Origin of the sequence: Amycolatopsis sp. NBC_00355, from assembly GCF_036104975.1 — a bacterium.
Classification (GTDB): domain Bacteria; phylum Actinomycetota; class Actinomycetes; order Mycobacteriales; family Pseudonocardiaceae; genus Amycolatopsis.
This window is the reverse complement of record NZ_CP107982.1, coordinates 6407818-6434473: the sequence shown is the minus strand read 5'-3', so window position 1 is coordinate 6434473 and position 26656 is coordinate 6407818. Positions and strand designations below refer to the sequence as shown.

The 26656-nt window shown below is 70.9% G+C and carries 30 protein-coding genes; 13 read left to right on the top strand and 17 right to left on the bottom strand.

The genetic code is table 11. The features are described from left to right. Window positions 1-80: 80 nt before the first annotated feature. The 6 genes from OHS18_RS29110 to OHS18_RS29085 form a co-directional block, all read right to left on the bottom strand. Window positions 81-905 (bottom strand): hypothetical protein, encoded by an 825-nt coding sequence (locus tag OHS18_RS29110; protein ID WP_328613060.1) that lies wholly within the window; start codon window positions 903-905, stop codon window positions 81-83. Continuing rightward, window positions 902-2002 carry a pentapeptide repeat-containing protein gene (locus tag OHS18_RS29105; protein ID WP_328618596.1) on the bottom strand — a complete coding sequence of 367 codons (1101 nt, stop codon included), beginning with the start codon at window positions 2000-2002 and terminating at the stop codon, window positions 902-904. The genes OHS18_RS29110 and OHS18_RS29105 overlap by 4 nt, the downstream gene beginning before the upstream one ends. 1 nt (window position 2003) lies before the next feature. Continuing rightward, window positions 2004-2945 (bottom strand): hypothetical protein, encoded by a 942-nt coding sequence (locus tag OHS18_RS29100; protein WP_328613059.1) that lies wholly within the window; start codon window positions 2943-2945, stop codon window positions 2004-2006. Window positions 2946-3121: 176 nt separating this feature from the next. Next, on the bottom strand, window positions 3122-3997 hold the full coding sequence (locus OHS18_RS29095; protein WP_328613058.1) for a lysozyme: 876 nt from the start codon (window positions 3995-3997) through the stop codon (window positions 3122-3124). Between the two features lie 195 nt (window positions 3998-4192). Further along, a complete protein-coding gene (locus tag OHS18_RS29090) occupies window positions 4193-5008 on the bottom strand; it encodes a lysozyme (protein WP_328613057.1) in 816 nt (271 codons plus the stop codon). A 107-nt stretch (window positions 5009-5115) separates the two neighbouring features. Continuing rightward, a complete protein-coding gene (locus OHS18_RS29085; RefSeq protein ID WP_328618595.1) occupies window positions 5116-5823 on the bottom strand; it encodes a type VII secretion system-associated protein in 708 nt (235 codons plus the stop codon). Between the two features lie 56 nt (window positions 5824-5879). On the opposite strand from OHS18_RS29085, the gene OHS18_RS29080 reads away from it, so the two are divergent. Next, window positions 5880-6260 (top strand): sterol carrier family protein, encoded by a 381-nt coding sequence (locus OHS18_RS29080; RefSeq protein WP_328447278.1) that lies wholly within the window; start codon window positions 5880-5882, stop codon window positions 6258-6260. On the opposite strand, the gene OHS18_RS29075 is transcribed toward OHS18_RS29080, so the two are convergent. Continuing rightward, a complete protein-coding gene (locus tag OHS18_RS29075; protein WP_328447280.1) occupies window positions 6261-7094 on the bottom strand; it encodes an SAM-dependent methyltransferase in 834 nt (277 codons plus the stop codon). A 164-nt stretch (window positions 7095-7258) separates the two neighbouring features. Here OHS18_RS29075 and OHS18_RS29070 point away from each other — a divergent pair, with 164 nt between their 5' ends. The 6 genes from OHS18_RS29070 (at window position 7259) to arfB (ending at window position 12148) form a co-directional block, all read left to right on the top strand. Beyond that, complete coding sequence (locus OHS18_RS29070; RefSeq protein ID WP_328447282.1) at window positions 7259-8137, top strand: helix-turn-helix domain-containing protein; 879 nt, start codon at window positions 7259-7261, stop codon at window positions 8135-8137. A 250-nt stretch (window positions 8138-8387) separates the two neighbouring features. Further along, window positions 8388-8627 carry a DUF397 domain-containing protein gene (locus tag OHS18_RS29065; RefSeq protein ID WP_328447284.1) on the top strand — a complete coding sequence of 80 codons (240 nt, stop codon included), beginning with the start codon at window positions 8388-8390 and terminating at the stop codon, window positions 8625-8627. Further along, on the top strand, window positions 8614-8922 hold the full coding sequence (locus tag OHS18_RS29060) for a hypothetical protein (RefSeq protein WP_328447286.1): 309 nt from the start codon (window positions 8614-8616) through the stop codon (window positions 8920-8922). Before OHS18_RS29065 ends, OHS18_RS29060 begins: the two co-directional genes overlap by 14 nt. Window positions 8923-9043: 121 nt before the next feature. After that, a complete protein-coding gene (purF, locus tag OHS18_RS29055) occupies window positions 9044-10573 on the top strand; it encodes an amidophosphoribosyltransferase (protein ID WP_328447288.1) in 1530 nt (509 codons plus the stop codon). Window positions 10574-10611: 38 nt separating this feature from the next. Beyond that, on the top strand, window positions 10612-11682 hold the full coding sequence (gene purM, locus OHS18_RS29050) for a phosphoribosylformylglycinamidine cyclo-ligase (RefSeq protein ID WP_328447290.1): 1071 nt from the start codon (window positions 10612-10614) through the stop codon (window positions 11680-11682). 34 nt (window positions 11683-11716) lie between these two features. Beyond that, window positions 11717-12148 (top strand): alternative ribosome rescue aminoacyl-tRNA hydrolase ArfB, encoded by a 432-nt coding sequence (gene arfB / locus OHS18_RS29045; RefSeq protein ID WP_247059164.1) that lies wholly within the window; start codon window positions 11717-11719, stop codon window positions 12146-12148. 3 nt (window positions 12149-12151) lie between these two features. Here arfB and OHS18_RS29040 read toward each other — a convergent pair whose 3' ends face one another. The 3 genes from OHS18_RS29040 to OHS18_RS29030 form a co-directional block, all read right to left on the bottom strand. After that, complete coding sequence (locus tag OHS18_RS29040) at window positions 12152-12904, bottom strand: GNAT family N-acetyltransferase (RefSeq protein WP_328613056.1); 753 nt, start codon at window positions 12902-12904, stop codon at window positions 12152-12154. Window positions 12905-13075: 171 nt separating this feature from the next. Beyond that, entirely contained in the window at window positions 13076-13738 is a 663-nt protein-coding gene (locus tag OHS18_RS29035; RefSeq protein ID WP_328447294.1) for a VanZ family protein, read from the bottom strand. Window positions 13739-14003: 265 nt separating this feature from the next. Further along, window positions 14004-14915 (bottom strand): Gfo/Idh/MocA family protein, encoded by a 912-nt coding sequence (locus tag OHS18_RS29030; protein WP_328613055.1) that lies wholly within the window; start codon window positions 14913-14915, stop codon window positions 14004-14006. 77 nt (window positions 14916-14992) lie between these two features. Between OHS18_RS29030 and OHS18_RS29025 the strand changes: the two genes are divergently transcribed. The 4 genes from OHS18_RS29025 to OHS18_RS29010 all read left to right on the top strand — a co-directional run bounded on the left by OHS18_RS29025 (window position 14993) and on the right by OHS18_RS29010 (window position 19401). Further along, window positions 14993-15622 (top strand): hypothetical protein, encoded by a 630-nt coding sequence (locus OHS18_RS29025; protein WP_328613054.1) that lies wholly within the window; start codon window positions 14993-14995, stop codon window positions 15620-15622. Continuing rightward, window positions 15619-16698, top strand: a complete 1080-nt coding sequence (locus OHS18_RS29020; RefSeq protein ID WP_328447300.1) for a CbiQ family ECF transporter T component — start codon at window positions 15619-15621, stop codon at window positions 16696-16698. Before OHS18_RS29025 ends, OHS18_RS29020 begins: the two co-directional genes overlap by 4 nt. Further along, the gene (locus tag OHS18_RS29015) at window positions 16695-18305 is read left to right on the top strand and encodes an ABC transporter ATP-binding protein (protein WP_328613053.1); all 1611 of its coding nucleotides are present in this window, start codon (window positions 16695-16697) and stop codon (window positions 18303-18305) included. The genes OHS18_RS29020 and OHS18_RS29015 overlap by 4 nt, the downstream gene beginning before the upstream one ends. Window positions 18306-18552: 247 nt before the next feature. After that, window positions 18553-19401 (top strand): ECF transporter S component, encoded by an 849-nt coding sequence (locus OHS18_RS29010; protein ID WP_328613052.1) that lies wholly within the window; start codon window positions 18553-18555, stop codon window positions 19399-19401. On the opposite strand, the gene OHS18_RS29005 is transcribed toward OHS18_RS29010, so the two are convergent. The 3 genes from OHS18_RS29005 to OHS18_RS28995 form a co-directional block, all read right to left on the bottom strand. Further along, window positions 19377-20312 carry an alpha/beta hydrolase gene (locus tag OHS18_RS29005; RefSeq protein WP_328613051.1) on the bottom strand — a complete coding sequence of 312 codons (936 nt, stop codon included), beginning with the start codon at window positions 20310-20312 and terminating at the stop codon, window positions 19377-19379. The two genes, OHS18_RS29010 and OHS18_RS29005, sit on opposite strands and share 25 nt — an antisense overlap. Window positions 20313-20405: 93 nt before the next feature. After that, the gene (locus tag OHS18_RS29000; protein WP_328613050.1) at window positions 20406-21260 is read right to left on the bottom strand and encodes a 3-hydroxybutyryl-CoA dehydrogenase; all 855 of its coding nucleotides are present in this window, start codon (window positions 21258-21260) and stop codon (window positions 20406-20408) included. A 107-nt stretch (window positions 21261-21367) separates the two neighbouring features. Continuing rightward, the gene (locus OHS18_RS28995) at window positions 21368-21556 is read right to left on the bottom strand and encodes a DUF3073 domain-containing protein (protein WP_247059144.1); all 189 of its coding nucleotides are present in this window, start codon (window positions 21554-21556) and stop codon (window positions 21368-21370) included. A 207-nt stretch (window positions 21557-21763) separates the two neighbouring features. On the opposite strand from OHS18_RS28995, the gene OHS18_RS28990 reads away from it, so the two are divergent. Further along, the gene (locus OHS18_RS28990) at window positions 21764-22660 is read left to right on the top strand and encodes a hypothetical protein (protein WP_328613049.1); all 897 of its coding nucleotides are present in this window, start codon (window positions 21764-21766) and stop codon (window positions 22658-22660) included. On the opposite strand, the gene OHS18_RS28985 is transcribed toward OHS18_RS28990, so the two are convergent. Genes OHS18_RS28985 through ygfZ form a run of 3 tightly spaced genes read right to left on the bottom strand, consistent with a single transcriptional unit; the run spans window position 22657 to window position 25344 of the window. Continuing rightward, window positions 22657-23592 carry an asparaginase gene (locus OHS18_RS28985; protein ID WP_328613048.1) on the bottom strand — a complete coding sequence of 312 codons (936 nt, stop codon included), beginning with the start codon at window positions 23590-23592 and terminating at the stop codon, window positions 22657-22659. The two genes, OHS18_RS28990 and OHS18_RS28985, sit on opposite strands and share 4 nt — an antisense overlap. Continuing rightward, window positions 23589-24155 carry an RsiG family protein gene (locus tag OHS18_RS28980; protein WP_328447311.1) on the bottom strand — a complete coding sequence of 189 codons (567 nt, stop codon included), beginning with the start codon at window positions 24153-24155 and terminating at the stop codon, window positions 23589-23591. Before OHS18_RS28980 ends, OHS18_RS28985 begins: the two co-directional genes overlap by 4 nt. Window positions 24156-24204: 49 nt before the next feature. Beyond that, window positions 24205-25344: a CAF17-like 4Fe-4S cluster assembly/insertion protein YgfZ gene (ygfZ, locus tag OHS18_RS28975; protein ID WP_328613047.1), complete on the bottom strand. Its 1140-nt coding sequence runs from the start codon at window positions 25342-25344 to the stop codon at window positions 24205-24207. Between the two features lie 31 nt (window positions 25345-25375). On the opposite strand from ygfZ, the gene OHS18_RS28970 reads away from it, so the two are divergent. After that, window positions 25376-26224 (top strand): aminodeoxychorismate lyase, encoded by an 849-nt coding sequence (locus tag OHS18_RS28970; protein ID WP_328613046.1) that lies wholly within the window; start codon window positions 25376-25378, stop codon window positions 26222-26224. On the opposite strand, the gene OHS18_RS28965 is transcribed toward OHS18_RS28970, so the two are convergent. Further along, complete coding sequence (locus OHS18_RS28965) at window positions 26203-26622, bottom strand: hypothetical protein (RefSeq protein ID WP_328459157.1); 420 nt, start codon at window positions 26620-26622, stop codon at window positions 26203-26205. The two genes, OHS18_RS28970 and OHS18_RS28965, sit on opposite strands and share 22 nt — an antisense overlap. Window positions 26623-26656 lie beyond the last annotated feature (34 nt).

Genomic DNA, 26656 nt, shown 5'->3' with positions numbered 1-26656 from the left:
CCTGGTAGACCTGGGGACAGCTGACCGGAGGGCACCGATTGTTGTCGGTGCCCTCCGCTAGCCTGGAAAACGGGGGCTGCTCAGGGCAGTTTCGTCCCGTCCGGAAAGGTCGCCTCGCCGAAATCGGGCGGCAGCGCGAACTCGACGCCGTCGAACGTCACTTCGTCGTGCACGGTGAAACCGCGGAAGCCCGTGCCCGAACCGAACTTCGTCCGCACGAACTCGACGGGCCCGTGCATTTCCGCGCCGGTGAAGAACGCCGAACTTTCGAACGACGTGTCCACGAACCGGGCCCCGGTGAAGATCTTCATCTGCTGCCCGCCGAGCCAGGCGATCCGCTTGTGCGCGAGGGTGAACCGTTCGAGCCGGGCACCGGAGAGGTCGAGTGCGTACGCCGGCCCGTCCGGCTCGTCGACGTCCGCCAGCAGGGTCTGGACCAGCTGCTGAGCCGTCCGCCGCACCTGCCGCTCCCGCTCGGCCGCGGCGGAATCCTCGACGTCGTCACCGAAGTCCTCGTGGGCGAACGGCAGCCGCAGGTACGCGCACAACACGTCGAGCACGGTCTGCGCGTAGACGTCGGGCCGGGTCCGCGCGAGCCCGGCCAGCGCGTGCATCGCGCCGACCCGGACCTGGTCGGCCTGGTGCCCGAGCAGTTCGACGGCCTTCGCGAAGCGCTCGTCGGAGATCCGGCCGCGTTCCAGCTCGTGCCGGTCCTCTTCGGTGCGCCGGCGGCGGTCGTTCAGCCACAGCCCGTACAACGCCGCGACCGCGCCGCCTGCCAGCCCGGCCGTCTTGAGCGCATCACCCCGGCTGGTCCCGCGGTCGGCGAGCAGCCACACCAGGACACCGGCGAAGATGACGGCGCTGAACAGAAAAGCGGCCACCAGGGGCGAAAAGCGCTTCACTCGGCCACGATCCGCACGCCGCCGTCACGCAGTTTTTCGAGCTTCCAACCGGCCGGCAGCTGAACGTCCTTTTCGGACTGGACGCGCGTGTTGTACAGCGAGACGGACTCGGGCAGCGCGGAGAACCGCAGGTCGGTCTGACCCTCGAAACGGGTTCGGTACAGATCCAGCGAGTAGGTGGCGGAGACGCCGGCGAGCACCACGTCCTTCAGGAACTTGGCGTCCTTGAACGTCGTCGGCCCGGCGAACGTCGTGTTCGTGAAGTCGGCCAGCTCGCCGAAGGTCGTGCCGCTGAACCAGGCGTTGCCTTCGAACCGCGCGCCCTTGCAGCGGAACACCCCGGTCAGGCGGCCGGAGCCGGTGCTCGCGCCGGTGAAGTACGCCTTGCCGGTGAACACGGTGCCGCTGAGGCTCGTGCTGCTGTAGAGGGTCGCGTAGCGGAGCCAGAGATCGCCGAGCCGGCGCTTCGAGAGGTCGAAGTACTCGAGCGCGGCGCCGGTCAGATCGAGGTCGTACGACGGTGACCCGACCTCGGCGGCGGGCGGCAGCAGTCCGACGACCAGCCGTTGCGCGGTCAGCCGGACCTGCAGCTCGCGCTCGTCGTCGGGCTGGCCGACGAGGGTTTCCTGGGTCTTGCGGGGAAGGTCCGACTCGTACCGCGGGTGCTGGAACGGCCGCCGCAGGTAGGAGCACAGCACGTCCAGCACCGTCTGCGTGTACTCCGGGCGGCTCCGCGCCAGCCCCGCCAGTGCGTGCAGCGCCCCCACCCGCACCTGGTCGGCGGCGTGGCCGAGCAGCTCGACCGCCTTCGCGAACCGCTCGTCCGCCACCCGCTCGCGGTCCTGCTCCGCGCGTTGCGACTCGAGTTCGTGACGCTGCCGCTCGATGTCCTGGCGGCGTTCCTCGACGCGGCGGCGGCGGTCGTTCAGCCAGAGCGCGTACAGCGCCACGATCGCGCCGCCGGCCAGGCCGCCGGTCTTGAGCGCGTCACTGCGGCTGGTGGCGGGGTCGGTCAGCAACCAGCCGCCGACCCCGAGCAGCAGCACCAGTGACGCGGCGAACGTCCACGCCAGCGGTGATCGCCACAGCTTCACCAGTTCAGGACACCAGCATGGTGCTGACGCAGAAGCCCTTGTCGTCGAAGTTCGTCGCGCTCAGCGTGCCCTTGACGGACTTGCCCGCGGACGTTCCGGTGACCTGGCCCTCGACGAGGTACTCGTCGTCCGGCACGTCGCCGAGTTCGAGCTGCAGCGGCGACTTGAGGAACGTCTTGAGCCACGAGTCGAGCAGGTCCTTCGAGTCCGAGCAGCCCATCGCGATCGCGGCGTTGTTGTCGCCGGCGTTCAGCTTGTCGATGAAGCCCTGCAGCACGACCTTGCCCTGGCCCGAGCCCGAGCCACCGCCCGGCGTCGAGGCCTTGGTGCTCGGGGTCGTCGACTTCTTCGGGGTGCTCTTCGGCGTCGTCGGCTTGGCCGAGGTGCTCGTGCCCGGGGACGCCACGTTCGTGTTGTCGTCCTTCGAGAGGAAGAACCCGGGTGCCACGAACCCGGTGATGCCCAGGCCGGCCAGCACCAGCACCACGACGGCGCCGACGGCGATCCACATCCCGGTCTTGCTCTGCTTGGGCGGCGCCGGCGGCCCGCCGAAGCCCTGCCCGTAACCACCCTGCTGGTCCCAGCCCGACATCTGGCCGCCGGAGTTCGGGTCCCACGCCTGCTGGCCGTACTGCTGGGCGTTCGGGTCCGCCCACGCCTGCTGCTGCTGCTGCTGCTGCGCGTTCGGGTCGGCCCAGCCCTGCTGCTGCTGGTTGGGGTCACCCCAGCCCTGCTGCGGGTAGCCGGCGGTACCGGGCTGCTGGTAACCCTGCTGGTTCGGGTCCCAGCCCTGCGGGTACTGCTGCGTCGGGTACGGCTGTTGCTGCTGGTTCGGGTCCCACCCGCCCTGCTGGGGATACGGCTGCTGCGGGAAGCCGCCGGACTGCGGCTGCTGGCCGTACGGGTCGGGCTGGCCGGGCTGGCCCGGCTGAGGCGGGTAGGTCATCGGTCATGCCTTCCGGGCGCGGGGTGTTCGTGCGCATCCGACGCCCGGCGGACGCGTGCGGTTCCCCCAGGACGTCGTGAGCAGCATTCTGCAAGCTCGGACGGTACGGCATGAAACCGGCTCCCGGCCGAGACGACGCGAAGTCGTCACGATCCGGGAGCCGGGGGTGGTGCGGGTCAGCCGTTGGCGAGGGCCTGGAGCCGGTCGATGGCACCGTTGAAGGTGTCCTGGTCGAGCGGGCTCGAGGTGTACTGCCAGACGGTGTAGAAGCCCCAGTTGTAGGGCAGGGTGCCGACCGACGACGCGTACCGCGCGACCCACAGCGGGGCCGTGCTGGCGAAGTCGGCGTTGACACACTGGTTCCACCAGCTCTGGGACGTGTAGATCACCGGGTACCGGCCGGTCTTGGCGTGGTAGGTGTCGTGGAAGTCGAGGATCCACGACGTCATCGCCGCCTTGCTCAGCCCGTAACAGGTGGCGCCGTACGGGTTGTACTCCATGTCCAGGGCGCCGGGCAGGGTCCTGCCGTCCCGCGACCAGCCGCCGCCGTGGGCCAGGAAGTAGTTCGCCTGGGCGGCGCCGCTCGCCGTGTTCGGGGTGGCGAAGTGGTAGGCGCCGCGGATGAAGCCCTGGTTGAAGGAACCGTTGTACTGCTGGGCGAAGTACGGGTTGGTGTAGCTCGTGCTTTCGGTGGACTTGGTCCAGACGAACCGCTTGCCCTGGTTCCACCAGCTCGCCCAGTCGACGTTGCCCTGGTAGCTGGCGACGTCCATGCCGGCCACCGTGGCCAGCACCTGGCCGGGGATGGCCTGGGCGGGTTGCGGCTGCTGCGCCGCTTTCTGCGTGTCCGGCGTCGACTTGTCACCCTCGACGCGCCGGATCTGCGAGCCCATGTCGTGGTTGTGCACGGCGATGTCCGCGTTGATCGCGGACACCGGATCGACCTCGGGGGAGATGGTCGCGGCCGTCGCCTGGACCGTGCTGCCGAGCAGGAGCAGCGTGGCGGGGACGGCCAGGGCAGCGAACAGCCGCCCTCTTCGGGAAGTGGACATCGTTGAATCCCTTCACAGATACCCTCGCTGAGGACGGCTTACTGCAGGTAGCCGCCCGAGCACGATTGTTAGCGACGCACCAGGGGTTTGTCACTCAGTTCCGTGAAATTGGGTATACGCGTGGGTGATTTTCCCGGGAAGTTGATCGTCAATTGGTGACTGGTTAACACCTATTACCGCGAACGGCTGAGCCGTTCAGCCGAGCGCGAGCGCCCGCAGACGGGCGGCCGCGCCGTTGAACCAGTTCTGGTCGCCCGGCAGGGTGCCGCGGTCGGCGAACTGCCAGATCGTGTGCACGCTCCAGCCGGCCGGGAGCTCGCCGATGGTGGTGTTGTAGCGGGCGATCCAGAGCGGGTTGGCGCCGAAACCGCCGTTGTTCGCGGTGCACCGCTTCCACCAGCTCGTCGACGTGTAGATCGTCGGGTACCGGCCGGTGGCCGCGCGGTAGGTCTCGGAGAAGTCGCTGAGCCAGCGGACCATTCCGCCGGCGTCCTTGCCGTAGCAGGTTTCGCCGTACGGGTTGTACTCCGCGTCGAGCGCGCCCGGCAGCGTCTTGCCGTCGGCGGACCAGCCGCCGCCGTGGGCCAGGAAGTACTTCGCCTGCGACGCGCCGTCGGAGACGTCCGGCCGGGCGAAGTGGTAGGCGCCGCGGATCAGCCCGGCGTCGTAGGACCCGTTGTACTGCTGGGCGAACTGCGGGTTGACGAAGCCGGTGCCTTCGGTCGCCTTGACGTAGACGAACTTCGCGCCCGCCCCCGCCGCGCCGCCCCAGTCGACCGGCCCCTGGTGACCGCTGACGTCGTGGCCGAGCTGCTGGTCGTCGGCCGCGTAGAGCACGTCCGGGAGCGCGTCGATCCCTTCGACCTTGGCGATCTGCGAACCGGCGTAGTGGTCTTCGGCGCCGTCGTAGAGGTCGACGGCGGTCGCCGGGGCCTGCCCGGCGACCAGGAACACGGCGGCGGCGAGGAGCGGCAACGAACGGCCTCTTCGTAAACGGCCCAGCACCCTCATGCCCCCCACCTGTCCCGTGAGCCTCATCGAGCCTCACGATGCACCCGTGTCGCCGGATCGGCTACCCGGTGACACTCGAAAGAGTGAGGGGCTCAAGGGTGACGCCGTCAGCGCTGCTGTTCGTCCGCCAGCGCCTTCATCAGGTGTTCCGCCGGCACGACGGCGGTGATCAGGTCGTGCGGGTTGATCGCGACCGGGTGACCCCCGAGCAGGCTGACGATGTCGCGGCCGACCACCGCGCGGGCGTGCGGCCACTCGCGCGGCACCAGGGCCTTGCGGGTGTAGGCCGGCACCATGACCCGGCCGTCGGTGTTGTGGAAGCCGATCACCGTGCGCTGCACCGGCGACATCGCGTAGACGAACAGCGTCGAGTCGAGGACGACCTTCGGCAGGTCCGACGGCGGCCGGTGCTCGGTCCGGACGAGCTGCAGCAGCTGCTCGAGGTCGTTCGACGGCTCCGGGAACCCGAGCGCCTTGGGCGAGGGCCGGTAGCGGTCGTTCGCGTGGAAGTCCGCGACGACGTCGCCGGCGTCGTTCACCGGGTACGCGCCGACGACCGCCCACGACGGCACCGGGCCGTTCGGGTCGAAGGCCTCGTCGATGACGTAGAGCCAGCTGTTGGGGTTGGCGCGCGCGTTCGCGCGCATCTCCTCGGTGATCTCCGGCGTGCCGTGCTTGCCGGAGCGCCGGGCCTGCTGGCCGCCTCGCCGCGCCGACCGGCTGTGCTTGCCGTGCTTGCCGGGGCGATCCGGTCCGTTTCCGGCTGGCTGCTGCGAAACCATCCGATCTGCCTCGTCCCGCTGCGCCATCGTGATCCCCACGTTCTCGGGTGTGCCGGAAAACTCTTGGTGCGCCACTCTACTGTTTGCCCATGGCCTCTTCGCGTTCGGTCGACCCCGGACAGTTACGTGCGGCGGTGCAGGCGATTTCCCCGTGGCTGCAGGGCGACGGGCCCGACCCGGCCCGCCCGGAGCTGGCCGCCGCCGTCCGGCTCAGCCTGCGCGCGCTGGCGGCCGACGCTCCCGGAAGGACGGTCGAGGTCCGGGTGCCCCCGTTCGCGGCGGTCCAGTGCGTGGACGGTCCGCGCCACACCCGCGGCACGCCGCCCAATGTGATCGAGACGGACCCGCGCACCTGGCTCGAACTGGCCACGGGCCGATTGGACTGGACCACTGCGGTGGCCGGTGGCCGGGTGTCCGCTTCGGGCTCCCGGGCCGACCTTTCGCAGTGGCTCCCGCTCGTCCGCGTCTAGTTACGGCTTGCGGCCGACGCCGCCGGCGATGGTGCGCTGCGCGACGTTGAGCTCCTTGAGGCGCGGGCCGTCCGGCCACCAGTCGGCGCACAGGGTCACGCCGGGATCGACCATTTCGAGGCCGGCGAACAAGGCCTCGATGTCCTTCTGCGTCCGGAACGTGCCCGAGCCCATCGGGCTGTGCACGAAGAAGTCCTCCATGCGGCGCGCGGTCGCGGAGTCTTCGTTCTCCGGGTCGAAGAAGTGGCTGAGGCCGACGAACGAGCCCGACGGCAGCGCGTCGACGTACTCCCTCATGATCTCCGCCGGCCGGTCGTGGTCGCCCTTGAAGTGGTGCAGGGTGCCCATCTGCAACATGATCAGCGGCTGCGTGAAGTCGATGTGCTCGCGCACGATCTCGTTCTCGAGGATCCGCGCCGGCTCGAAGATGTCCTCGGCGACGAAGTGGGTGTGCTCGTTCTCTTCCAGCAGCGCCCGGCCGTGGGCGAGCACGACCGGGTCGTTGTCGACGTAGACGACCCGGGTCTCCGGGTTGATCCGCTGGACGACCTGGTGGGTGTTCTCGGCGGTCGGGAGACCGGACCCCAGATCGAGGATCTGGGTGATACCCGTCTGGCTCGCGAGGAAGCGGCACGCGCGAATGAGGAAACCGCGGTTTTCGAAGGCCAGGTCCTGCGCTTCGGGAGCGGCCTGCTGCACCTGCTTCAGGACCTCCCGGTCGATCTCGTAGTTGTCCTTACCCAGCAGGAACGCGTCGTAGACCCGCGCGATGCTGGCCCGGGTCGGGTCGACTCCGACGGGAACTCGTTCGGTCCGGGTCGCGGCGTCGGGCATCTTGAACCTCGCAAGTTCTGTGTCGTAAGTCTCGTACTCTACGTAGAGTAGGACTACACAAGCATGCGGTAAACCGGGTCACCTCTTTGCGCAGGACGGCCCAACGTGTACTTTCGGTAGTCGGGCTAGAGCCCCCTGGTGACTGACGCGCGGAAGGTCCGGGAATGAACGCGGTGAACGCGTCCAGTGCTGAACAGAACATCGGCCCGACGGCGCGGCGGATGATCCTCGGCTCACAGCTGCGCCGGCTCCGTGAAGAAGCGGGCATCACGCGGCAGCAGGCCGGCTACAACATCCGCGGGTCCGAATCGAAGATCAGCCGCCTCGAGCTGGGCCGCGTCGGCTTCAAGGAACGCGACGTCACCGACCTGCTGACGATGTACGGCGTCGAGGAGTCCACCGAACGCCAGACGTTCCTCGACATGGTCAAGCAGTCGAACGAACCGGGCTGGTGGCGCCGCTTCGGCGAGACGATGCCGAACTGGTTCACCGACCTCGTCGGCCTGGAAGAGGCCGCGGCCCGGATCCAGATCTGGGAGCCGCTCTACGTCTCGGGCCTGCTGCAGATCGAGGGGTACGCGCGAGCGATCTTCAGCCACGGCCGGCCGGAGATGGCCGACGACCGGGTCGACCAGCTGGTCGCGCTGCGGATGCGGCGGCAGAAGATGTTCAGCAGGCCGGACGCGCCGCGCGTCTGGATGGTGCTCGACGAATCGGTGCTGTACCGGCCGATCGGCGGCGTCAAGGTCCTCAAGCGGCAGATCGAATACCTGCTCGAGATGAGCGCGCTGCCGCACGTGTCGGTGCAGGTCCTGCCGTACTCGCGCAGCGGGCTGTCCGCGGAGCACGCGTTTTCGCTGCTGCGGTTCGGCGAGCCGGAACTGCCGAACATCGCCTACGTCGAGTACCTCACGGGCGCGCACTACATCGAGAAGCGCGAAGAGATCGAGAAGTACAGCCGCGCCCTGGACATGCTCGCCGTCGACGCGGAGACCCCCGACCGGAGCCGCTCGATGCTCGCGAAGCGCCGTCAAGAGATCTGAACGACCCGCGTTCGACAGCATCGACGAGTACCCGCTGAACGGTAACCAGGGGTAGCAACTCGTCCATTCGAGGACGTTTCTGTAGCCCGTTGGATGAAGTGTGACCTGGTGATCCTTCACTGGGGGAGAACTTTGCAAGAAATTCTGCACGTGCATTTACCGCTGCAAGCACACGTGCTAGCGTGCTCTACGCGGGCAAATGCACATGCATCTGCACCGCCCCAGGTTTCCGCATCGAGAGGTTGGGACCATGGCAGAGCGATTCGAGAACGGCATCCCGGCCGATCGGCTGTCCGGTGCCCCGTGGCGCAAGGCGAGCTACAGCGGCGCCGTCGGCAACTGCGTCGAGGTCGCCCCCCTGTCCAACGGCGAGATCGCGATGCGCAACTCGCGCTTCCCGACCGGCCCGGCGCTCGTCTACACGCGCGCGGAGATGGCGGCGTTCCTCGCGGGCGCCAAGGACGGTGAGTTCGACGATGTCCTCGGCTGAGGCTCCCGTCGCTCCCGTCTACGACATCGAGACCGGGCTGCAGGAACTGGTGGCCCGTGGCTACCAGTTCGTCCACCCCGCCGACGACCGGGGCGAGGTCCTCGCCGTCGTCGGTGTGCGAGTGCACGACGACGTCGTGGACGTGGTCCGGCTCAACGCCGAGGACGACGTGGTGGCGACGCGCATGCCCGGTACCGAAGAGAACATCTTCGAACCCGAGCGGTGGCTGTGGCGCCGCAGCGGTGACGGAGCCCGGGTGCTCTCGGAGATTCTCTCGCTGCCGGATGCCTGCTAGCGCACGGAAAAGACTTCAGGCCCTGTCCGAAGTGGTCAGAACCACGTCGGGCGGGGCCTGACTCATGTCCGGACCGTTTACACTGAAACCGGCCTGACCGCGTCTTCCTGGGAGCACCTCGGTGGTTTCCGACCCACAGCTCGTGTCCTCCGACCAGCCCGACCCGGAACCCCGCGAGGAGTGTGGCGTCTTCGGCGTCTGGGCTCCCGGGGAAGAAGTCGCCAAACTGACCTACTACGGCCTCTACGCCCTGCAGCACCGGGGCCAGGAGGCCGCCGGCATCTCCGTCTCCGACGGTTCCCAGATCGTGGTCTTCAAGGACCTCGGCCTGGTCAGCCAGGTCTTCGACGAACAGATCCTGCAGTCGCTGCAGGGCCACATCGCCGTCGGCCACTGCCGGTACTCGACCACCGGCGCCACCATCTGGGAGAACGCGCAGCCGATCTTCCGCACCACCGAGACGGGCAGCGGCCTGTCCTTCGCGCACAACGGCAACCTCGTCAACACGGCGGAGCTGCGTGAGCGCACCATCGCCGCGGGCCTCAAGCCGCACGCCGGGCTGACCGGCTCGTCCAGCGACTCGGACCTGATCTGCGGGCTGCTCGCCGCGAACGCCGCCGACAAGGGCATCGAAGGCGCCGCGATGGAGCTGCTGCCCACGCTCAAGGGTGCGTTCTGCCTGGTGTTCGCCGACGAGAACACGCTGTACGCCGCGCGTGACCCGCACGGCGTGCACCCGCTGGTGCTCGGCCGCCTCGAGCGCGGCTGGGTCGTCTCCAGCGAGACCGCGGGCCTGGACATCGTCGGCGCGTCGTTCGTGCGCGAGGTCGAGCCGGGCGAACTGATCGCCATCGACGCCGAAGGCCTGCGCTCGTCGCGGTTCGCCAACCCGGACCCCAAGGGCTGTGTCTTCGAGTACGTCTACCTGGCCCGCCCCGACACCACGATCGCCGGCCGCGGCGTGCACGCCACCCGCGTCGAGATCGGCCGCCGGCTCGCCGGCGAGCAGCCGGTCGAGGCCGACCTGGTGATGCCGGTGCCGGAGTCCGGTACCCCGGCGGCCATCGGGTACGCGCAGGGCTCGGGCATCCCGTACGGCACCGGCCTGGTGAAGAACGCCTACGTCGGGCGCACGTTCATCCAGCCGTCGCAGACCATCCGCCAGCTCGGCATCCGGCTCAAGCTGAACCCGCTGCGCGACGTCATCCGCGGCAAGCGGCTGGTCGTCGTGGACGACTCGATCGTCCGCGGCAACACCCAGCGCGCGCTGGTGCGGATGCTGCGCGAGGCCGGCGCGCTCGAGGTGCACGTCCGGATCGCGTCGCCGCCCGTGCGGTGGCCGTGTTTCTACGGCATCGATTTCGCGTCGCGGGCCGAGCTCGTCGCGAACGGCGTCGACCTCGACGGCATCCGCCGCTCGATCGGCGCGGACTCGCTGGGCTACATCTCGCTCGACGGCCTCGTCGCGGCGACGGAACAGCCGAAGACGCGGCTGTGCACGGCGTGCTTCTCCGGCGAATACCCGATCGCGCTGCCCGACGACGCGCTCATCGGGAAGAACCTGCTCGAGAGCCTCGACGCGGTCAATGGCGCGGCGACCCCGGTCAGCCCGGCCGGGTACGGTGCCGAGGACGCAGTTCGGCGTCCCTAGCCCTCCGGCTAGTCCTTCCAGTTGGGAGTCCTTCTACCGTGAGCGAGTCCACGAGCGCCACGTACGCCGCCGCCGGCGTCAGCATCGACGCCGGCGACCAAGCCGTCGAGCTGCTCAAGCCGCACGCCGAACGCGCCACGCGGCCCGAGGTGCTGGGTGGCGTCGGCGGTTTCGCCGGGCTCTTCTCGTTGAAGCTCGACAAGTGGAAGGAACCGATCCTCGCCTCTTCCACGGACGGCGTCGGCACGAAGATCGCCGTCGCGCAGGCGCTGGACAAGCACGACACCGTCGGCATCGACCTGGTCGCGATGGTCGTCGACGACCTGGTCGTGACCGGGGCCGAGCCGCTGTTCCTGCAGGACTACATCGCCGTCGGCAAGGTGCACCCGGAGAAGATCGCCGCGCTGGTCGGCGGCATCGCCGAAGGCTGCGTCCAGGCCGGGTGCGCGCTGCTCGGCGGCGAGACCGCCGAGCACCCGGGCCTGATGGGCGAGCACGACTACGACATGTCGGCCACCGGCGTCGGCGTGGTCGAGGCGTCCGCGCTGCTGTCGCCGGAGAAGGTCCGCCCGGGTGACGTCGTACTGGCGCTCGGCTCGTCGGGACTGCACTCGAACGGGTACTCCCTGGCCCGGCACGTGCTGCTGGACATCGCGCGGATGCCGCTCGGCGGCCACGTCGAGGAGTTCGGCCGCACGCTCGGCGAGGAACTGCTGGAGCCGACGCGGATCTACGCGAAGGACTGCCTCGCGCTGGCCGCGGAGACCGAGGTCCGGACCTTCGCGCACATCACCGGTGGTGGCCTGGAGGCGAACCTGGCCCGCGTCATGCCGCGCGGCCTGGTCGCCCGGCTCGACCGCGGCACCTGGTCGCCGTCGGCGGTGTTCGCGCTGATCGGCCACCGCGGCCGGGTCGAGCGCGCCGAGCTGGAGAAGACGTTCAACATGGGCGTCGGCATGGTCGCGATCGTCGGGGCCGAGGACGTCGACCGGGCCCTGGCCATGCTGACCGCGCGGCACGTCCCGGCGTGGGTGCTGGGCGACGTCCAGCCGGCGGACGACGTCGACGGCCCGCGCGCGCTGCTCTCGGGTGACCACCCTCGCTTTTAGAAACATAGTTGAACGCGGCTGTCACACTGGTGACATGGCAGCCGGAGACGTGGTGATCGGCTCCCGGTTCACGATCCCGGGAGCCGAGCTGAACGAGCGCTTTTCGCGGTCGTCCGGCCCGGGCGGCCAGGGTGTGAACACCACGGATTCGCGGGTCGAGCTGTCGTTCGACGTCGCCGCGTCGCCGTCCATCCCGGAGCACCTGCGGGACCGCGTCCTGGCCGGGCTCGAGGGCCGGCTGGTCGACGGCGTCCTGACGATCGCCGCCAGCGAACACCGCTCCCAGCTGCAGAACCGCGAGGCCGCGCGCGGCCGCCTGGCCAACCTGCTGCGCGACGCGTCGGCCCCGCCGCCCGCCAAGCGGCGTCCCACGAAGCCGTCCCGCGGTTCGAAGGAACGCCGCCTGGCGTCGAAGAAGCGCCGGAGCGACGTCAAACGAGGCCGCTCCGGCCGCTTGAACGACTAGCGCCTAGCTCAGCGAGAGGTGCACGCACTCCCCGGCCGGCCGGTAGCCGACCCGGGCGTAGACGTTCCCGATCCCCAGGTCACCGGGGGTGAGGAACGCCGTGTGCGCGCCGGACTCGTGTGCTTCGCGGGTGAGCCGGGCGGTGATCGCCGCGGCGATCCCGCGGCCGCGGTACGGCTCGAGCACGGCGATGCCGACGACCTCGGTGGTGCCGTCGACGATCGCGAGCGTGAGCCCGCCGCCGATGACCGCGCCGGTGGTGGCGTCCTCCGCCAGGAGGTGCCGCACCCCGGCCTCGATCCCGGACCGCAGCCGCTCGACCTCCGCGTCGGAGACCTCCGGTGACTCACCGAACGCCGTGTTCTGCGCCGACCGCAGGCCCCGGATGTCCTCGCCGGACTCCGGCGCGCGCAGCCGGATCCCCGCCGGGACCGGCCGGTCGACCAGTTCGGCGGGGGCGCACGTCATCAACGGCACCCGCCGTTCGAGCTGATAGCCGGCCTCGACCAGGAGTTTCTCCAGGCCGGGGGCGACGTCGGTGAAGTACTCCAGCCGCGGGAGCAGGCCCCGCCGCCGGTACGCGCCGGTCAGCGCGTCGATCTCGGCCGCCGACGGCCGCGCGCCGTCGTCCGGGATCGCGTAGTTGAGCATCGGGTGGTCGTTGTCCGGTGAGTAGGTGGCCAGGAACGGCCCGACCTGTTCGGTCGCCCGGCCGCGGGGCGCCGTCTTGCGGACATACGTCTGAATGGCGGACATTGCTGGTGGAAGCCCTTTCGAGAGCACGTCAAGGAACCGCAGCTCAGTGCGGTGGATCGCTGGGCGTCGGGCCTAGCGGAGGCCGACGCCGGAGACGGCGCCAGGCATAGGCGTTCATTCCTCGAGTCGAAAGGGCTGTTCCAGGCCAGTGTGGCACGGCCCGCAAGCCGGTTACTGCCGGTCGGGGTGGGCGATGGCCGCGTACCGCGCGTCCCAGACCGACCGCGGGACCCGCATGGTGAGGGTCGGGGCTTCGCAGACCGTGCGGCGCTGCTGCGTCGGGATGACCACCGGCGGTGGTGGCGGCGGCGGATCCAGCGAGCGCCAAACGCGCCTGCTCAACGCGGCGCCGAGGATCGCGCCGGTGGTGTTGAGCAGGACGTCGTCGGTGGAGGTCACCCGGCCGGTGTGGATCAGATATTGCGTACCTTCCACCAGCACGGAGACGAGCAGAGCGGCCAGTGCGATCCGCACGAGCGCGCGCAGGCCAGGCAGCCGCAACGGGAGCAGCGCGCCGAGCGGGCAGAGCAGCAGGACGTTGCCGATCACCTGCCAGAGCGAGCCGTCGTCGCCGAACGCGGCGGTGATGTCGGCGCCCGGTACGAGGTCGAGCGTGCTCTGGCCGGACCCGCCGACCGGCATCGTGACCAGGCACAACACCAGAAAACCGACCAGGACGGCGGCGCTGTCGACACCGGCGGTGGCGCTCGCGTAGCGGGGCGGGAGTCTTCGCCGTCGTCGCGCCGCGAGCAAGGGCCACCCGAGCAGCGCGTACGGCAGCGCGATGGCCGAAACCGGAATCATCCCCCAGAAGGCGCGCAGCAGGGTTTCCATGCGCCTCCCTCCTTGAGCACCCAAAGATCGTCTGTGCGCTGGAAACGGCCCTCCCAAGATCACCTTCGCATCACAAGATCGTCTCGGCACGCTGAGGGAGGCGCACTAATCGGTGATCTTTCCGGTGGCGCGACGGAACTTTCCGTGGTTCGGTCGGGAGGCGCACTGTCCACAGTGGATGCTGTGGACAACCCTGTGGATGAATCGGGGGATACTTTCGAAACCCCTTATTTCACAACGGAAACTCTCAGAGGGTGCCTGTGTACTACTTTTCGCCGGCCAGCTCGCGAGCGCGCTCGATCAGGCCCTGCAGGTGCAGGCCACGGCGGACGTCGCAGGGGTGGGCCGTGGTGCCGCTGGCGATCATCGCCGCGAAGTCGTCCAGCAACGCCGTGTAGGACTCCGACGCCGAACCGGGCTTGCGGCCGAGCGTCCGGTAGCCGTGATCGCCCCAGACGGCGACCTCGACGACGGTCGGCTGCACGGGCAGCCGCAGGGACAGCGTGGCGGTGCTGATCACGCTGTTCTCGTGGGCCAGCATCAGGTGCCACAGGTCGCCGGGGCTCCGCCGCGCGGCGACGACGTCGGTGATCGGCCCGAGCGCGGCGTCCAGCAGGTCGAGCGCGTGCGGGCCGATGTCGAACAGCGCGCCGCCGTCGTCCTGGCGCCACTCCGAGGCCGCGTACTGGCCGCCGAGCAGGGCGCCGGACAGCCAGCGCGCGCCGCCGCCGGCCCAGCCGCCCGCCTGGGCGAGGTCGGCGAGCCACTCCTGGGTCTGTGCCGAGTACCGCAGGGTCAGCATGACGAGCGCGGCGACGTCGGCGGCCGCGACGGCGTCGGCCAGCCGCTGCGCGCCGGTCAGGTCGGCGGCGATCGGCTTCTCGAGGATCAGGTGCTTCCCGGCCTCGGCCGCACGGACGCCCAGCTCGGCCTGGATCGACGGTGGGACGGCGAACGCGACCGCGTCCACCTGCGCGAACAGGTCTTCGATGCTCTCGGCGGCGGTCGCGCAGTGCGTGTCCGCAAGCGCTTGCGCCGCCTCCGGGCGCCGGGCCCAGACCGCGGTCAGCGCCGTGCCGGGGTGATCCGCCAGCCCGGGCGCGTGAATCGTCGTCGCCCACGGACCGGCGCCGACGAGGCCGACCCGCAGCTGTCCCTCCGCGATGAGCTGTCCCACGGGCCGCAGTCTAGGTGTGGTCGGCGTCGCGCCGGAACCGCACCTGCGACGGCGGCCGTCCTGGTTAAAGTGCCTGCATGATCACCCTGCCGTCCCGCATCGCCGCGGTCTGTCTCCTGCTCCTGGCCACCTGCTTCGCCGGGGCCGCGCCCGCGTCGGCGACGGGCGCGGACGGCACCTGCCCGGCCGGCGGCGGCGTGACGGTGGTCGTCGACTTCGGCGACCTGGGTCCGCAGCCGCTGATCCGCTGCGCCCCCGGCACGCCCGCGTCCGGCATCGCGGCGCTGCAGGGCGCCGGGATCGACGTCGCGGGTTCGCAGAAGTACGGCCTCGCCGTCGCCTGCCGGATCGACGGCAAACCCGGCCCGGACGTCGAGTCCTGCGCGGGCATGCCGTCGGCGACGGCGTACTGGAGCTACTGGCACGCCCCCGCGGCCGGTGGCACGTGGGAGTCGAGCCAGGAAGGCGCCCAGACGTCGAAGCCGGCGGCCGGCGGGTTCGAGGGCTGGGCGTTCGCGCGGCCGAAGACGGCCAACGACCTGCCGGCGCCGCCGCGCGTGGCGCCGGTCCGCCAGGCCGTCTCGACCCCGGCCCCGGCGCCCGCGGCCGAGGGCAGCTCGTTCCCGTGGGGGCTGGTTATCGCCATCGCGGCGATCCTGCTGATCGGTGGCGCGGCTTGGGTCGCCGCACGACGTCGTCGGACGTGACCGGCAGGGCCCTGCACCCCGGCGCGTGGTGGGCGTGGGCGCTCGCGCTGGCCGTCGCGGCCAGCCGGACCACGAACCCGCTGCTGCTGGGCCTGCTCATCGCGATCATCGGCTTCGTCGTCGCGAACCGGCGGAGTGACGCGCCCTGGGCGCTGGCGTTCCGGCTGTACGCGTACGTCGGCGCGGTGATCGTCGCGACGCGGGTGCTGTTCCGGATCCTGATCGGCGGCGAGGACGGCGGGCACATCCTGTTCACCCTGCCGACGATTCCGCTGCCGGCGTTCGCGGCCGGGGTGTCGCTGCTCGGGTCGACGTCGGCGGAGGAGCTGCTCGGCGGCTTCTACGACGGCCTGCGGCTGGCGACGATGGTGCTCTGCGTCGGCGCGGCGAACGCGTTGGCCAACCCGAAACGCCTGCTCAAAGCCGTGCCGGGGGCGTTGTACGAGGTCGGCACGGCCGTGACGGTGGCGCTCACGGTGGCGCCGCAGCTGGTCGAGAGCGTCCAGCGCGTGCGGCGGGCCCGGCGGCTGCGCGCGGGGCGGACTCGCGGGCTGCGGGCGGTCAAGGGCATCGTGGTGCCGGTGCTGGAGGACGCGATGAACCGCTCGCTGCTGCTGGCGGCGGCAATGGACTCGCGCGGCTACGGGCGGCGCGCGTACCTGAGCGCCGGCGTGCGCGCGGCGATCGCCGGCTGCGTGCTCGGCGGGCTGGTGGGCGTGTGCGTCGGCGTCTACGGCGTGCTCGACGGGACGTCGTCGTGGCTGGGCGTGCCGCTGCTGGCCCTGGGACTGGCCGTGGCCGCGGCCGGGTTCGTGCTGGGCGGGCGGCGGATCCGGCGGACGGCCTACCGGCCGGATCGGTGGCGGTGGCCGGAGACGCTGGTCGTCGCGTCCGGGGTCGGGGCGTGCGCGCTGCTGTTGTTTTCCTCACGGGTCGACCCGGGGAACCTGTACCCGTCGCTGAGCCCGCTTCGCTGGCCCGAGGTGTCGCTGTGGCACGCGGTGCCCCTGCTCATCGGGGTGCTGCCCGCGTTTGCCGCACCCCGTCCCCCGTCGTTGTCGGAGGTGGTCCGGTGATCGAGTTTTCGCAGGTCACGGTGACCTACCCGGACGCTCTCGCGCCGGTGCTGTCCGACGTCTCGCTGCTGGTCGAGGAGGGCGAGCTGTGCCTGGTCGCCGGGCCGACCGGCGTCGGCAAGTCGACTTTCCTCGGCGCGATCAACGGTCTCGTCCCGCACTTCACCGGCGGCCGGCTGGCCGGGCGGGTGCTGATCGACGGCTTGGACACTTCCTCGCACCCACCGCGCGAGCTGGCCGCGGTGGTCGGCGTCGTCGGGCAGGACCCCCTCGCGGGGTTCGTGACCGACACCGTCGAGGAGGAACTGGCGTACGCGATGGAGCAGCTCGCGGTGGCGCCGGACGTCATGCGCAAGCGCGTCGAGGAAACCCTGGACCTGCTGGGTATCGCGGAGCTGCGCCACCGTCCACTTCGGACACTGTCGGGCGGGCAGCAGCAGCGCGTCGCGATCGGCTCGGTCCTGACGGCGCACCCGCGCGTCCTGGTGCTCGACGAACCGACGTCCGCGCTGGACCCGACGGCGGCCGAGGAGGTGCTCGCGGCGATCACGCGGCTGGTGCACGACCTCGGGACCACGGTGGTCGTCGCGGAGCACCGGATGGAACGCGTCGTGCAGTACGCCGACCGGCTGTTGTACCTGCCGGGCGACGGCTCGGTGCGGTCCGGGCCGCCGTCGGAGATCCTCGCGACGGCGGAGATCGCGCCCCCGATCGTCGAGCTGGGGCGGCTCGCGGGCTGGTCGCCGTTGCCGCTGTCGGTGCGGGACGCGCGGCGGGTCGCGGGGCCGCTGCGCTCGCGGCTTCAGTCACATCGTCCGAAATTGTCGGTGGTGGGTCGTACCCTCTCGGTGACCGGTCGAGCACTGGATGTGAGAGGGGTGGTGGTCCGCTACGGAGATGTCCTGGCGGTGCGTGGGGTGGACCTGCGCGTCGGGCCGGGGGAAATCGTCACGCTGATGGGACGCAACGGCTCCGGCAAGTCGTCGCTTCTCTGGGCGGTGCAGGGCAGCGGGCCGAGGTTGGCGGGGAAGGTCGACGTCGGCGGTGTGGATCCTGCGTCGCTCAAGCCGAGAGCGGCCCGTCAGCGTGTGGGGCTGGTCCCGCAGTCACCCGCCGATCTGCTGTACCTCGATTCGGTCGACGCCGAGTGCGCACAGGCCGACACCGAATCCGGGGCCGCGGCAGGCACGGCGAGGGCACTGCTGGACCGCCTGGCCCCCGCGATCGCCGGTGAAGCGCACCCCGGCGACCTGTCCGAAGGGCAGCGACTGGCGTTGGTGCTGGCCGTCCAGCTGGCGGCGGCACCCCCGGTGGTCCTGCTCGACGAGCCGACGCGCGGCCTCGACTACCACGCCAAACGGCGCTTCGCGGCGATCCTGCGAGAGCTGGCCTCGCAGGACCACGCGATAGTGCTGGCCACCCACGACGTCGAGTTCGTGGCGTCGGTGGCCCACCGAGTGGTGGTCATGGCGGAGGGCGAGGTGGTGGCGGACGGCCCGACGAAGGAGGTCATCGTCGCGTCCCCGGCGTTCGCGCCGCAGGTGGCGAAGGTGCTGGCACCGCAGGAGTGGCTGACGGTGGACGAAGTAGCGGAAGCCCTGTCGTGACGACCGCCACTCGACGTCGCTCGCCTGCTGCGCCCTCGCGCAGCTTCGCGCCGCTGGTCGGCTCGCGAGCCGGTGTCGGCGGGTGGGCGCGGTCTCGCGCAAGTTCGTGCGGGTGGCCGCGCGTCGACCCCGCGTGGTGCGTGAGCGCGCCGGGAGCCGCTTCGCGCACCTCCGCCTCGCCGGTCGATTCGCGAGCCGGTGTCGGTGGGTGGGCGCGGTCCCGCGCGACTTCGTGCCAGGTGCTGATGTGACCGGTTTCCTCGACCCGCCGCCCCGGGCCATCCGTCTCCGCCCGCGTCCCGCGCTGGTGCTCACCGTGGCGGCGGTGCTCGGCCTTGTCATGTTCTGCTGGCCGCTCTTCGCGCACCCCGCGCCGAGCGCGTCCGCGCACACCGTCGATGCGCCGTTCGTCTTCATGGCGACCCTGCCCGTGCTGATCCTCGTCGTGCTGGCCGAGCTGTCGCGCGGTGGAATCGATGCGAAAGCGCTGGCGCTGCTCGGTGTCCTGTCCGCGGTGAACGCCGGGCTGCGGCCGCTCGGGGCCGGGACCGGGGGGATCGAGCTGGTGTTCTTCCTGCTCGTGCTCGCCGGGCGGGTGTTCGGGCCCGGGTTCGGGTTCGTTCTCGGCTCGACGTCGCTGTTCACCTCGGCGCTGCTGACCGCGGGCGTCGGGCCGTGGTTGCCGTTCCAGATGCTCGCCTCGTCGCTCATCGGGCTCGGGGCCGGGCTGCTGCCGCGCGCCCGCGGGAAGGCGGAAATCGCCCTGCTCGTGGTGTACGGCGTCTTCGCGGCGTACCTCTTCGGGCTGCTGATGAGCCTGTGGTCGTGGCCGTTCCTCGCCGGCTCGTCGCTCGGCGGTGCCACCGCGGGCCTCGGCTACGTGCCCGGCGCGCCGGTGCTGGACAACCTGCACCGGTTCGCCGTCTTCACCGTCCTGACCTCGACGCTCGGCTGGGACACCGGCCGCGCGATCACCAACGCCGTCGCGATCCTCGTGCTGGGGCCGGCGGTCCTGGCCGTCCTGCGTCGCGCGTCGCGGCGGGCGGCCTTCGACGCGCCGGTGAGCTTCGATCAGGAGCGCGTCAACCCGTCGTAGATGTCGACCAGCTCGGCCATCTTCGGCGCGTCCGGGACGTGGCTCGTGTCCAGGTCGACCACGTGAAAGCGGTTTCCCGGCGTGGCGGCGTCGGCCTCGCGGATCATGCGGTCCTGCAGGGCGAGCGGGATGATCCGGTCCCGCAGGTGCCGGACGTAGACGCGGGGCACCCGGCCCCACCGGTCGCGGTCGCCACGGGCCGGGGTGGCTCCCTTGCCGAGGAGGTCGTCGGGCGCCATCGTGTTGAGGAAGGCGTAGAACTCGGCGTCCGTGCCCTCGGCGACGAACGCCTGCTTGGCCTTCGCGAGCAGCGCGCGGTCCGCCGTGCGCCAGTTGAACCGGACGGCGCCGATCACCGACGGGTCGGCCGCGGCGAACCCGAGCAGATCGCCCACGTGGGTGTCGGCCGCCTCCGGGGTGGCCATGTATTCGTCCGGGGTCGCGAGGGTGGCGCAGCAGAACGCCGCGTCGTAGACGAGCAGGTCGATCAGGTCCGGCACCGCGTCCGCGACCAGGCTGATCGCCGCACCGCCGATGCTGGCGCCGACCAGGATCACCGGGCCGTGTGCCGCCGCGCGGCGGACGACCTCGACGGTGGCCGCCACCTGGTCGGCGACCGTGACGCCGGCCAGCGCCGACGGCTCCGTCGCGAACGCCGCCAGGTCCTGGGGCGCCTGGTAGGAGAGCCGGAACTGCTGTCCCGGCTGATCGACGCCGACCCCGCGGTGGCCGCGCAGGACCAGCTCGTCCGGGGCGGCCGAGACACCGTTGGCGCCCGCGGCGAAGACGAAGGTGGTCACTGCGTGACGCCGTTGCGTGGTGGCGTCCGCGGGCGAAGCACCCGCGAAAGCGGGCGCGACGACGCCGGCGGCGGAAGCGGCGAGGGCGGCACGGCGGCTCAGATCAGGCATGCCTGACAGTCAAGCGAGCCCGGCCGTCCGGCCCAAGACGACAAAGTCGCCGCACGGACCACCGAAAGTGGATCGTGCGGCGACGAAGGTCGCTCAGCCGTAGGAGTAGAAGCCGCGGCCGGTCTTCTTGCCCAGCAGACCCGCGTCCACCATGCGCAGCAGCAGCGGCGGGGACGAGTACAGCGGCTCCTTGAACTCCGCGTACATCGAGTCCGCGATGGCCTTGATCGTGTCCAGGCCGATCAGGTCCGACAGCCGCAGCGGGCCCATCGGGTGGGCGGTGCCCAGCTCCATGCCGCGGTCGATGTCCTCCGCCGAGGCGAAGCCCGACTCGATCATGCGGATCGCCGACAGCAGGTACGGGACCAGCAGGGAGTTCACGATGAACCCGGCGCGGTCCTGGGACCGGATGACCGTCTTGCCCAGGGCCGTTGTCGCGTGCTCCTCCGCGCGGCGGGCGGTCTCCTCGCTCGTCAGCAGCGAGGGCACCAGCTCCACCAGGGGCAGCACCGGCACCGGGTTGAAGAAATGGATGCCGACCACCTGCTGGGGGCGGTTCGTCGCCATGCCCAGCTTCATGATCGGAATGGACGAGGTGTTGGACGCGAACAGCGCGTCCTCCGCCTCGACGATCTTGTCGAGCTGGCGGAAGACGTCGACCTTCGCCTGCTCTTGCTCAAGGATCGCTTCGATGACCAGTTCGCGGTCGGCGAACTCGGCGATGTCCGTGGTGAAACGGAGGCGGCCGCGGGCCGCGTCGGCGTCCTCGGGGGACAGCTTTCCGTTCTTGACGCCGCGCTGGAGCGACTTCTCGATCCGCGCCTTGCCCGCGTCGAGCGCCGGCTGGTTCACCTCGGTGACCACGACGTCCAACCCGGACCGGGCGTGCACCTCGGCGATGCCGGAACCCATCAGTCCCGCCCCGACGACTCCGACCCGACTTACCACCGGCTTGCTCCTTTGTCCGCCTCGTAGCCCAGATCTTGGGCAGCACACAGCGCGCGAGGGCGGTCGCCAGGTTGTGCCCGGCTATGCCCTCGCGCGGTTACGCGTGCTCAACGACGGTACTCGTCGTACCCGTCGTCGTACGGATCTTGATCATTGCTATCGGGCTCCTCATAGTGACCACTAGAGGAACCAGTCGACAGCTCGCGCTGCAAAGCATCGAAGTCGGTTTCGTGCGAGCTGTACTTGAGCTCACGCGCCACCTTCGTCTGCTTGGCCTTAGCCCGGCCGCGCCCCATGGCTCGACCCCCTCGCACAGGGGCGGGGCGGCCGGGGGAATCGGCGGCCCCGCATCGTCTCGACAATTCTTTCCTGCCCACACCGTACCGTGTCCGGGGGGTTCGATGCGACGTGGCACGGTGTGCCGGTGGTGACAGTGTCCGCCGGACACCGGTTACCGGCCGGTCGGTGACGATCGGCGCAGGTCGGCGTGCCACGATCTACTCGTGCTCCGTCCCTTCGTGGCCTATCTGCGGGTGTACGAACCCCTGCTCGCCCTGGGCGAGCCGCCGGACGATCGGCTGCGCGCGGCCGTCGCGGCGGCCACGCTGGGGCGGACCGACGCGGGCCCCCGCGAACAGGCCATGTGGCTCAAGTCACAGGTCGCCGCGCCCCGCCGGTTGCTGCCCGCCGAGCTCGCCAACGGCAAGGCCGCGCCCAGCCTGCAGACCGACGTCCTGGTGCTCGACCCGGCCGACGTGCCGGCCGCCCAGCGGGTGCACGGCCCGTTCGTCTGCCCGCTGGAGCTGCGCGCCCGCTCGGCCGCCGCGCTGGTGACCTTCCTCGGTGACGCGCACCCGGCGCTGAAGAACGTCGTCCTCGACGAAGGCGGCTTCACCCAGGACACGATCCGCGCCCGCACGAAGTCCGCGCTGTCGGACCTCAGCACGTCCGCCGCGCACACGCTGTCGACCACCTGGACCGTCCCGCTGCCGTGGTTCGTGCTGGTCGACCCGGAGGAGCGCAAGCTCGTGCTCGGCACCGGCCGCGACGACCCGAAGCGCGAAATGTCCTGGCGGACCACCCTCGCCGACGCCCAGCACCGGGCGCGCGAGGCCGGTGACCTGCTGGAACAGACCTTCGGCGACTCCGGCCCCGGCCGGGTGCTGTTCGAGACGCGGCGCTGGCTCGACAACTTCCACGCGGACTCGATCGTCGAGCTCGACTACGGCGGGCTCGTGCAGCTGTTCGCGGATTCCATCCTCGAAGCCGACACGACCGCCGACGAGGTGCACGACATCCTGGACGCGCTGCGCTCGGGCAACGTCGAGGAGCTCGCCGAACTGTTCTCCGACCTGCGGGAGTTCTGGGGCGACCTGGCCTCGCGGGAACGCGCCAACTAGGCGCGCAGCTCCGGCACCCGGATCTCGCCGACCGGGCGGCCGCCGCCGAGCACCGAGCCGTGCGCGAGCTCGCCGAGGTCGGAGACGTCCACACCGAGGAACCGCAGGGCTTCGACGGCCAGCGGCGCGCAAGCCCGCTTCGCGCCGTCGTCGATCTTCAGTGCCACCGCGAAGCCGTCCGGCAGCGAGAACGCCTGGACGCCCTCAGCCCCGCCCTTCGCGACGAGACCGTCCACGGCGGACATGAGCTCGGTGTCCTCACGCCCGGTGCCGGCGACCAGCCACGGGTTCGCGCGCATCGCCTCGGCCACTGTCGCTTCCGGACCGCCGGAAGCGCTGCCGACCCGGCCGAACGCGCGGGCCAGCCCGGTCAGGGAGAACGCGAAGAGCGGCGCGCCACAGCCGTCGACGCCGGTGTGCGCGATCGGCTCGCCGGTCAGATCGGCGACGGCGGCCGCGATCGCCTGTTGCAGCGGGTGGTCCGGCGCCTCGTACCCCGCGGTCGGCCAGCCGGCGCGGACGCAGGTGGTGAGCATGCCGGTGTGCTTGCCGGAGCAGTTCATCATCACGCGCCGCGGCTCGGCGGCGTCGCGCATGCTCGGCACGTGCAGCGGGAAGTCGGCCGGGCACGCGAGGTCGTCCTCGGTCAGGCCCGCCGCCTGCAGCAGCTCCAGCACACGCTTGACGTGACTGGGCTCCCCGGAATGGGACGCGCAGGTCAGCGCCAGGTCCTCCCCGGTGAAGTCCAGTCCGGACCGCAGCATGCCGACGGCCTGCAACGGCTTGTTCGACGAACGCGGGAACACCGGCGAGGTGACGTCGCCCAGCGCCAGCCGGACGTCGCCTTCCGGGCCGGTGACCACGAGGGCGCCGCGGTGGACGCTTTCGACAAAATCGGAGCGGACGACTTCGGCCAGGACGGGGTTGGTCACTGAGCCTCGTGCCCGCCTTCACTCTCGAGCAGCTCGTCCACAGTGGCCGAACCCTGCTGGTACCGCTGCGCGATTTCCGCGTTGAGGGTGTCCATGACGTTCTGGACCTCGCGCCGGAACGACGACACCGAAAGCTCTTCGCGGGCGTAAGTGTCCAAAGCGGAGGCGAGCTTGTCGTCGGTCAGGGAGCCGACGTCGGTCAGGTCGGTGTCGCCGATCAGCGCCTCGGCGTGACGCCGGTGCTCGCCGGCGCGCGACGGTTCGAGCTGCTGGTGGCGTCCGGAACCCGCGGCCGGGCCCAGCGCGTTGTCGGCGAGGATCGTGGCCAGCTGGTCGACGATGCTGGACTCGCCGCCGGAGCTGCGCCGGGTCTGCTCGGCGCGGACGATGTCGATCCGGGCGTGCAGCAACCGGCGCAAGTAGGACAGATCGGTCTCTTCTTGGGCGGCTTCGTCGCGCCGCTCGCGGAGCACCTTCAGCGGCAGGTCACCCAAGCCGCTGAGGTATCCCGGGCCGAGCACGCGGTCGATCCGCCGCCTGCCGCCCGGCCGCACTTCGATCACAGCGCAGTTTATCCCGGTTGGGCGTGATCCTGCTGTCAGGGGTTTTTGATCAGCCACGAAGTTGCGCCGCCGCGGCCCGTCCGGGCGCCGGCTGTTCCGACGGCACGGAGTCGGGGTCGATCGCCGCTTGGACGAGCTCGTCGGGGTGGTCTTCGGAGCCGGCCAGCAGCTCCGCGTCCACGGGCGTCGACCGCTTGACCAGGGCCAGCGCGATCGGGCCGAGCTCGTGGTGCTGGATCACCGTGCCGACGCGGCCGACCTTGCGGCCGTCGAGCAGCACCGGGTCGCCGGGCTCCGGGCGGATCTCGGGTGAACCGTCCAGGTGGAGCAGCAGCAGGTTGCGCGGCGGCCGGCCGACGTTGTGCACCTTCGACACCGTCTCCTGACCGCGGTAGCAGCCCTTCGCGACGTGTGCGGCCGAGCCGACCCAGCCCACTTCGTGCGGGATCGTGCGATCGTCGGTGTCGACGCCCAGCCGCGGCCGCAGCGACTCGACGCGCAGCGCGTCGAACACCCAGCTCCCGGCCGCCCGGGCGCCGGCGTCGGTGAGCCGCTTCCACCAGCTTGCGAGCTCGGCGCGCGGTACCGCGAGATCGACGCTGAACCGGCCGGGCCACGGCATCCGCCGCGCGAAGCCGCCACCGGGCAGCGCCGCGACGGCGTACGGCTCCGGCCCGACCTCGGCGCCGACCGCGCTCAGCACGCGTTCGCTGTCCGGGCCGAGCACGGTGAGCAGGGCCAGTTCGTCGGTCGCGTCGCGGATGTCCACCTTGGACCAGAACTTCATGGCTTCGAGGTACTCGCGCAGCGTCTGGGGGCCGCCCTTCGGCAGCGCGCTGGTGACGCTCGTGTCCGGGTCGCTGTCGAGGTACACGGTGCCGTCGAGGTGCGCGACCACCATGTGCGTCTCGACCCGGCCCTGGCTGTCGAGCACCAGCGCTTCGGTGCCGGAGCCTTCGGCGAGCTCGGTCACGTGCTGTGAGATCACCAGGTGCAGCCAGGAGAGCCGCTCTTCGCCGGACACGGCCAAGACCTCGCGGTGTGACCGATCGATCACGACGACGCCGCGCGAAGCGGTGCGCTGCTCCGCGAAGGGGTCTCCCCAGTGCCAGGGGACGCCGGCTTCGGGGTGGTCGTCAGGCGGGGGGATGGATCCGGGCACGTCCAGCAGCGGCGAGCGGTACGGCATACCGCCCAGCCTAGGTGAGTACCGTGTCGGCATGCGCGTGCTCGTCTTCCTCGACGGAACCCTGGCCGACCCGGACACCGCCCAGATCAAGGTGGACGACCTCGGATTGACCCGCGGCGACGGCGTCTTCGAGACGATCCTCGTGGCCGACGGCAAGCCCCGGGAGCTGCGGCCGCACCTCGACCGGCTGGCGCGGTCGGCGGCCATGCTCGACCTGCCGGAGCCCGATCTCGCGGCCTGGGAGCGGGTGGTTTCGCTCGTGCTCGAACAGTGGAGCGGCAGTGCCGAAATGGCGCTGAAACTGGTTTACACCAGGGGTTCCGACGGTGATCCCGACGCGGTGCCGACCGGCTTCGCGCTGGGTTCGGAGGTCGCGCCGTCGATCCTGAAAGCGCGTGCCGAGGGGGTCGCCGCGATCACCCTGGAACGCGGCTTCCCGCCGGACCTCGCCGAGCGCGCGCCGTGGCTGCTGCTCGGCGCGAAGCCGTTGTCGTACGCCATGAACATGGCCGCGCTGCGCGAAGCGCGCCGCCGCGGCGCCGAAGATGTGATTTTCACCGCCGCCGACGGCTCGGTGTTCGAAGGCCCGACGTCGACCGTGGTGCTGGCGAAAGGGCGGACGCTCTTCACCCCGCCCTCGAGCGTCGGCATCCTGCCGGGCACGACCCAGGCCGCGCTGTTCCGCGGCGCCGAGAAGGCCGGCTGGTCGGTCAAGGTGGAGCCGCTGCGCGTGGCCGACCTCGTGGCGGGCGACGGCGTGTTCATGGCTTCGTCGGTCCGCAAGCTGACGCGGGTGCGCACGCTGGACGGCGCGCCGCTGCCGGACTCGTCGGCGGTGTACGCGGAACTGGTGGCGGCTTACGAGGCCGAGTACGCCTGAGTGATCCGCACGACCGCCGGGGCGATCTCTTCGGCCCGGTAGGCGGCGATCTTGTGGTGGCCGTCGAGGATCAGCTCGCGTTCGGCGTCGGCCAGGACCACGGCGACCGGCCGGTGCCCGGTGCGGATCGCGGTCCGGTAGTAGCCGACCCGCGCCTCGTCGGACGGCGGCCAGGTGTCGGTGGGGGTGAGGTCCTGGTCGTCCGGCACGCGTTCCGGGCCGCTGACGCGGTAGTCGCCGTCGACGAGCAGGTCGAGCACCGGGCCGAGCGTGGTGGCCAGCGGACGCCGCAGCTGCCCGGTGGCGAGCGCGATCCGCAACGCCTGGGGCAGCTCCGCCCGCGCACGCCTGTTCACGTCCAGGAAACCCGTGCCACCGCTGATCGTCACCTGTTCCACAGCTATCAGGACGGGCGGCGCCGCGACATGGTTC

Excerpts from the sequence above, each read along its gene's own strand:
- OHS18_RS28970 (WP_328613046.1), top strand. The coding sequence starts at position 25,376 with ATGCGCGTGCTCGTCTTCCTCGACGGAACCCTGGCCGACCCGGACACC.
- OHS18_RS29025 (WP_328613054.1), top strand. The coding sequence starts at position 14,993 with ATGATCACCCTGCCGTCCCGCATCGCCGCGGTCTGTCTCCTGCTCCTG.
- OHS18_RS29035 (WP_328447294.1), bottom strand. The coding sequence starts at position 13,738 with ATGGAAACCCTGCTGCGCGCCTTCTGGGGGATGATTCCGGTTTCGGCC.
- OHS18_RS29005 (WP_328613051.1), bottom strand. The coding sequence starts at position 20,312 with ATGCCTGATCTGAGCCGCCGTGCCGCCCTCGCCGCTTCCGCCGCCGGC.
- OHS18_RS29095 (WP_328613058.1), bottom strand. The coding sequence starts at position 3,997 with ATGTCCACTTCCCGAAGAGGGCGGCTGTTCGCTGCCCTGGCCGTCCCC.
- OHS18_RS29040 (WP_328613056.1), bottom strand. The coding sequence starts at position 12,904 with ATGTCCGCCATTCAGACGTATGTCCGCAAGACGGCGCCCCGCGGCCGG.
- arfB (WP_247059164.1), top strand. The coding sequence starts at position 11,717 with ATGGCAGCCGGAGACGTGGTGATCGGCTCCCGGTTCACGATCCCGGGA.
- OHS18_RS29100 (WP_328613059.1), bottom strand. The coding sequence starts at position 2,945 with ATGACCTACCCGCCTCAGCCGGGCCAGCCCGGCCAGCCCGACCCGTAC.
- OHS18_RS29090 (WP_328613057.1), bottom strand. The coding sequence starts at position 5,008 with ATGAGGGTGCTGGGCCGTTTACGAAGAGGCCGTTCGTTGCCGCTCCTC.
- ygfZ (WP_328613047.1), bottom strand. The coding sequence starts at position 25,344 with ATGCCGTACCGCTCGCCGCTGCTGGACGTGCCCGGATCCATCCCCCCG.
- OHS18_RS29070 (WP_328447282.1), top strand. The coding sequence starts at position 7,259 with ATGAACGCGGTGAACGCGTCCAGTGCTGAACAGAACATCGGCCCGACG.
- OHS18_RS29080 (WP_328447278.1), top strand. The coding sequence starts at position 5,880 with ATGGCCTCTTCGCGTTCGGTCGACCCCGGACAGTTACGTGCGGCGGTG.
- OHS18_RS28995 (WP_247059144.1), bottom strand. The coding sequence starts at position 21,556 with ATGGGGCGCGGCCGGGCTAAGGCCAAGCAGACGAAGGTGGCGCGTGAG.
- OHS18_RS29060 (WP_328447286.1), top strand. The coding sequence starts at position 8,614 with ATGTCCTCGGCTGAGGCTCCCGTCGCTCCCGTCTACGACATCGAGACC.
- OHS18_RS29065 (WP_328447284.1), top strand. The coding sequence starts at position 8,388 with ATGGCAGAGCGATTCGAGAACGGCATCCCGGCCGATCGGCTGTCCGGT.
- OHS18_RS29075 (WP_328447280.1), bottom strand. The coding sequence starts at position 7,094 with ATGCCCGACGCCGCGACCCGGACCGAACGAGTTCCCGTCGGAGTCGAC.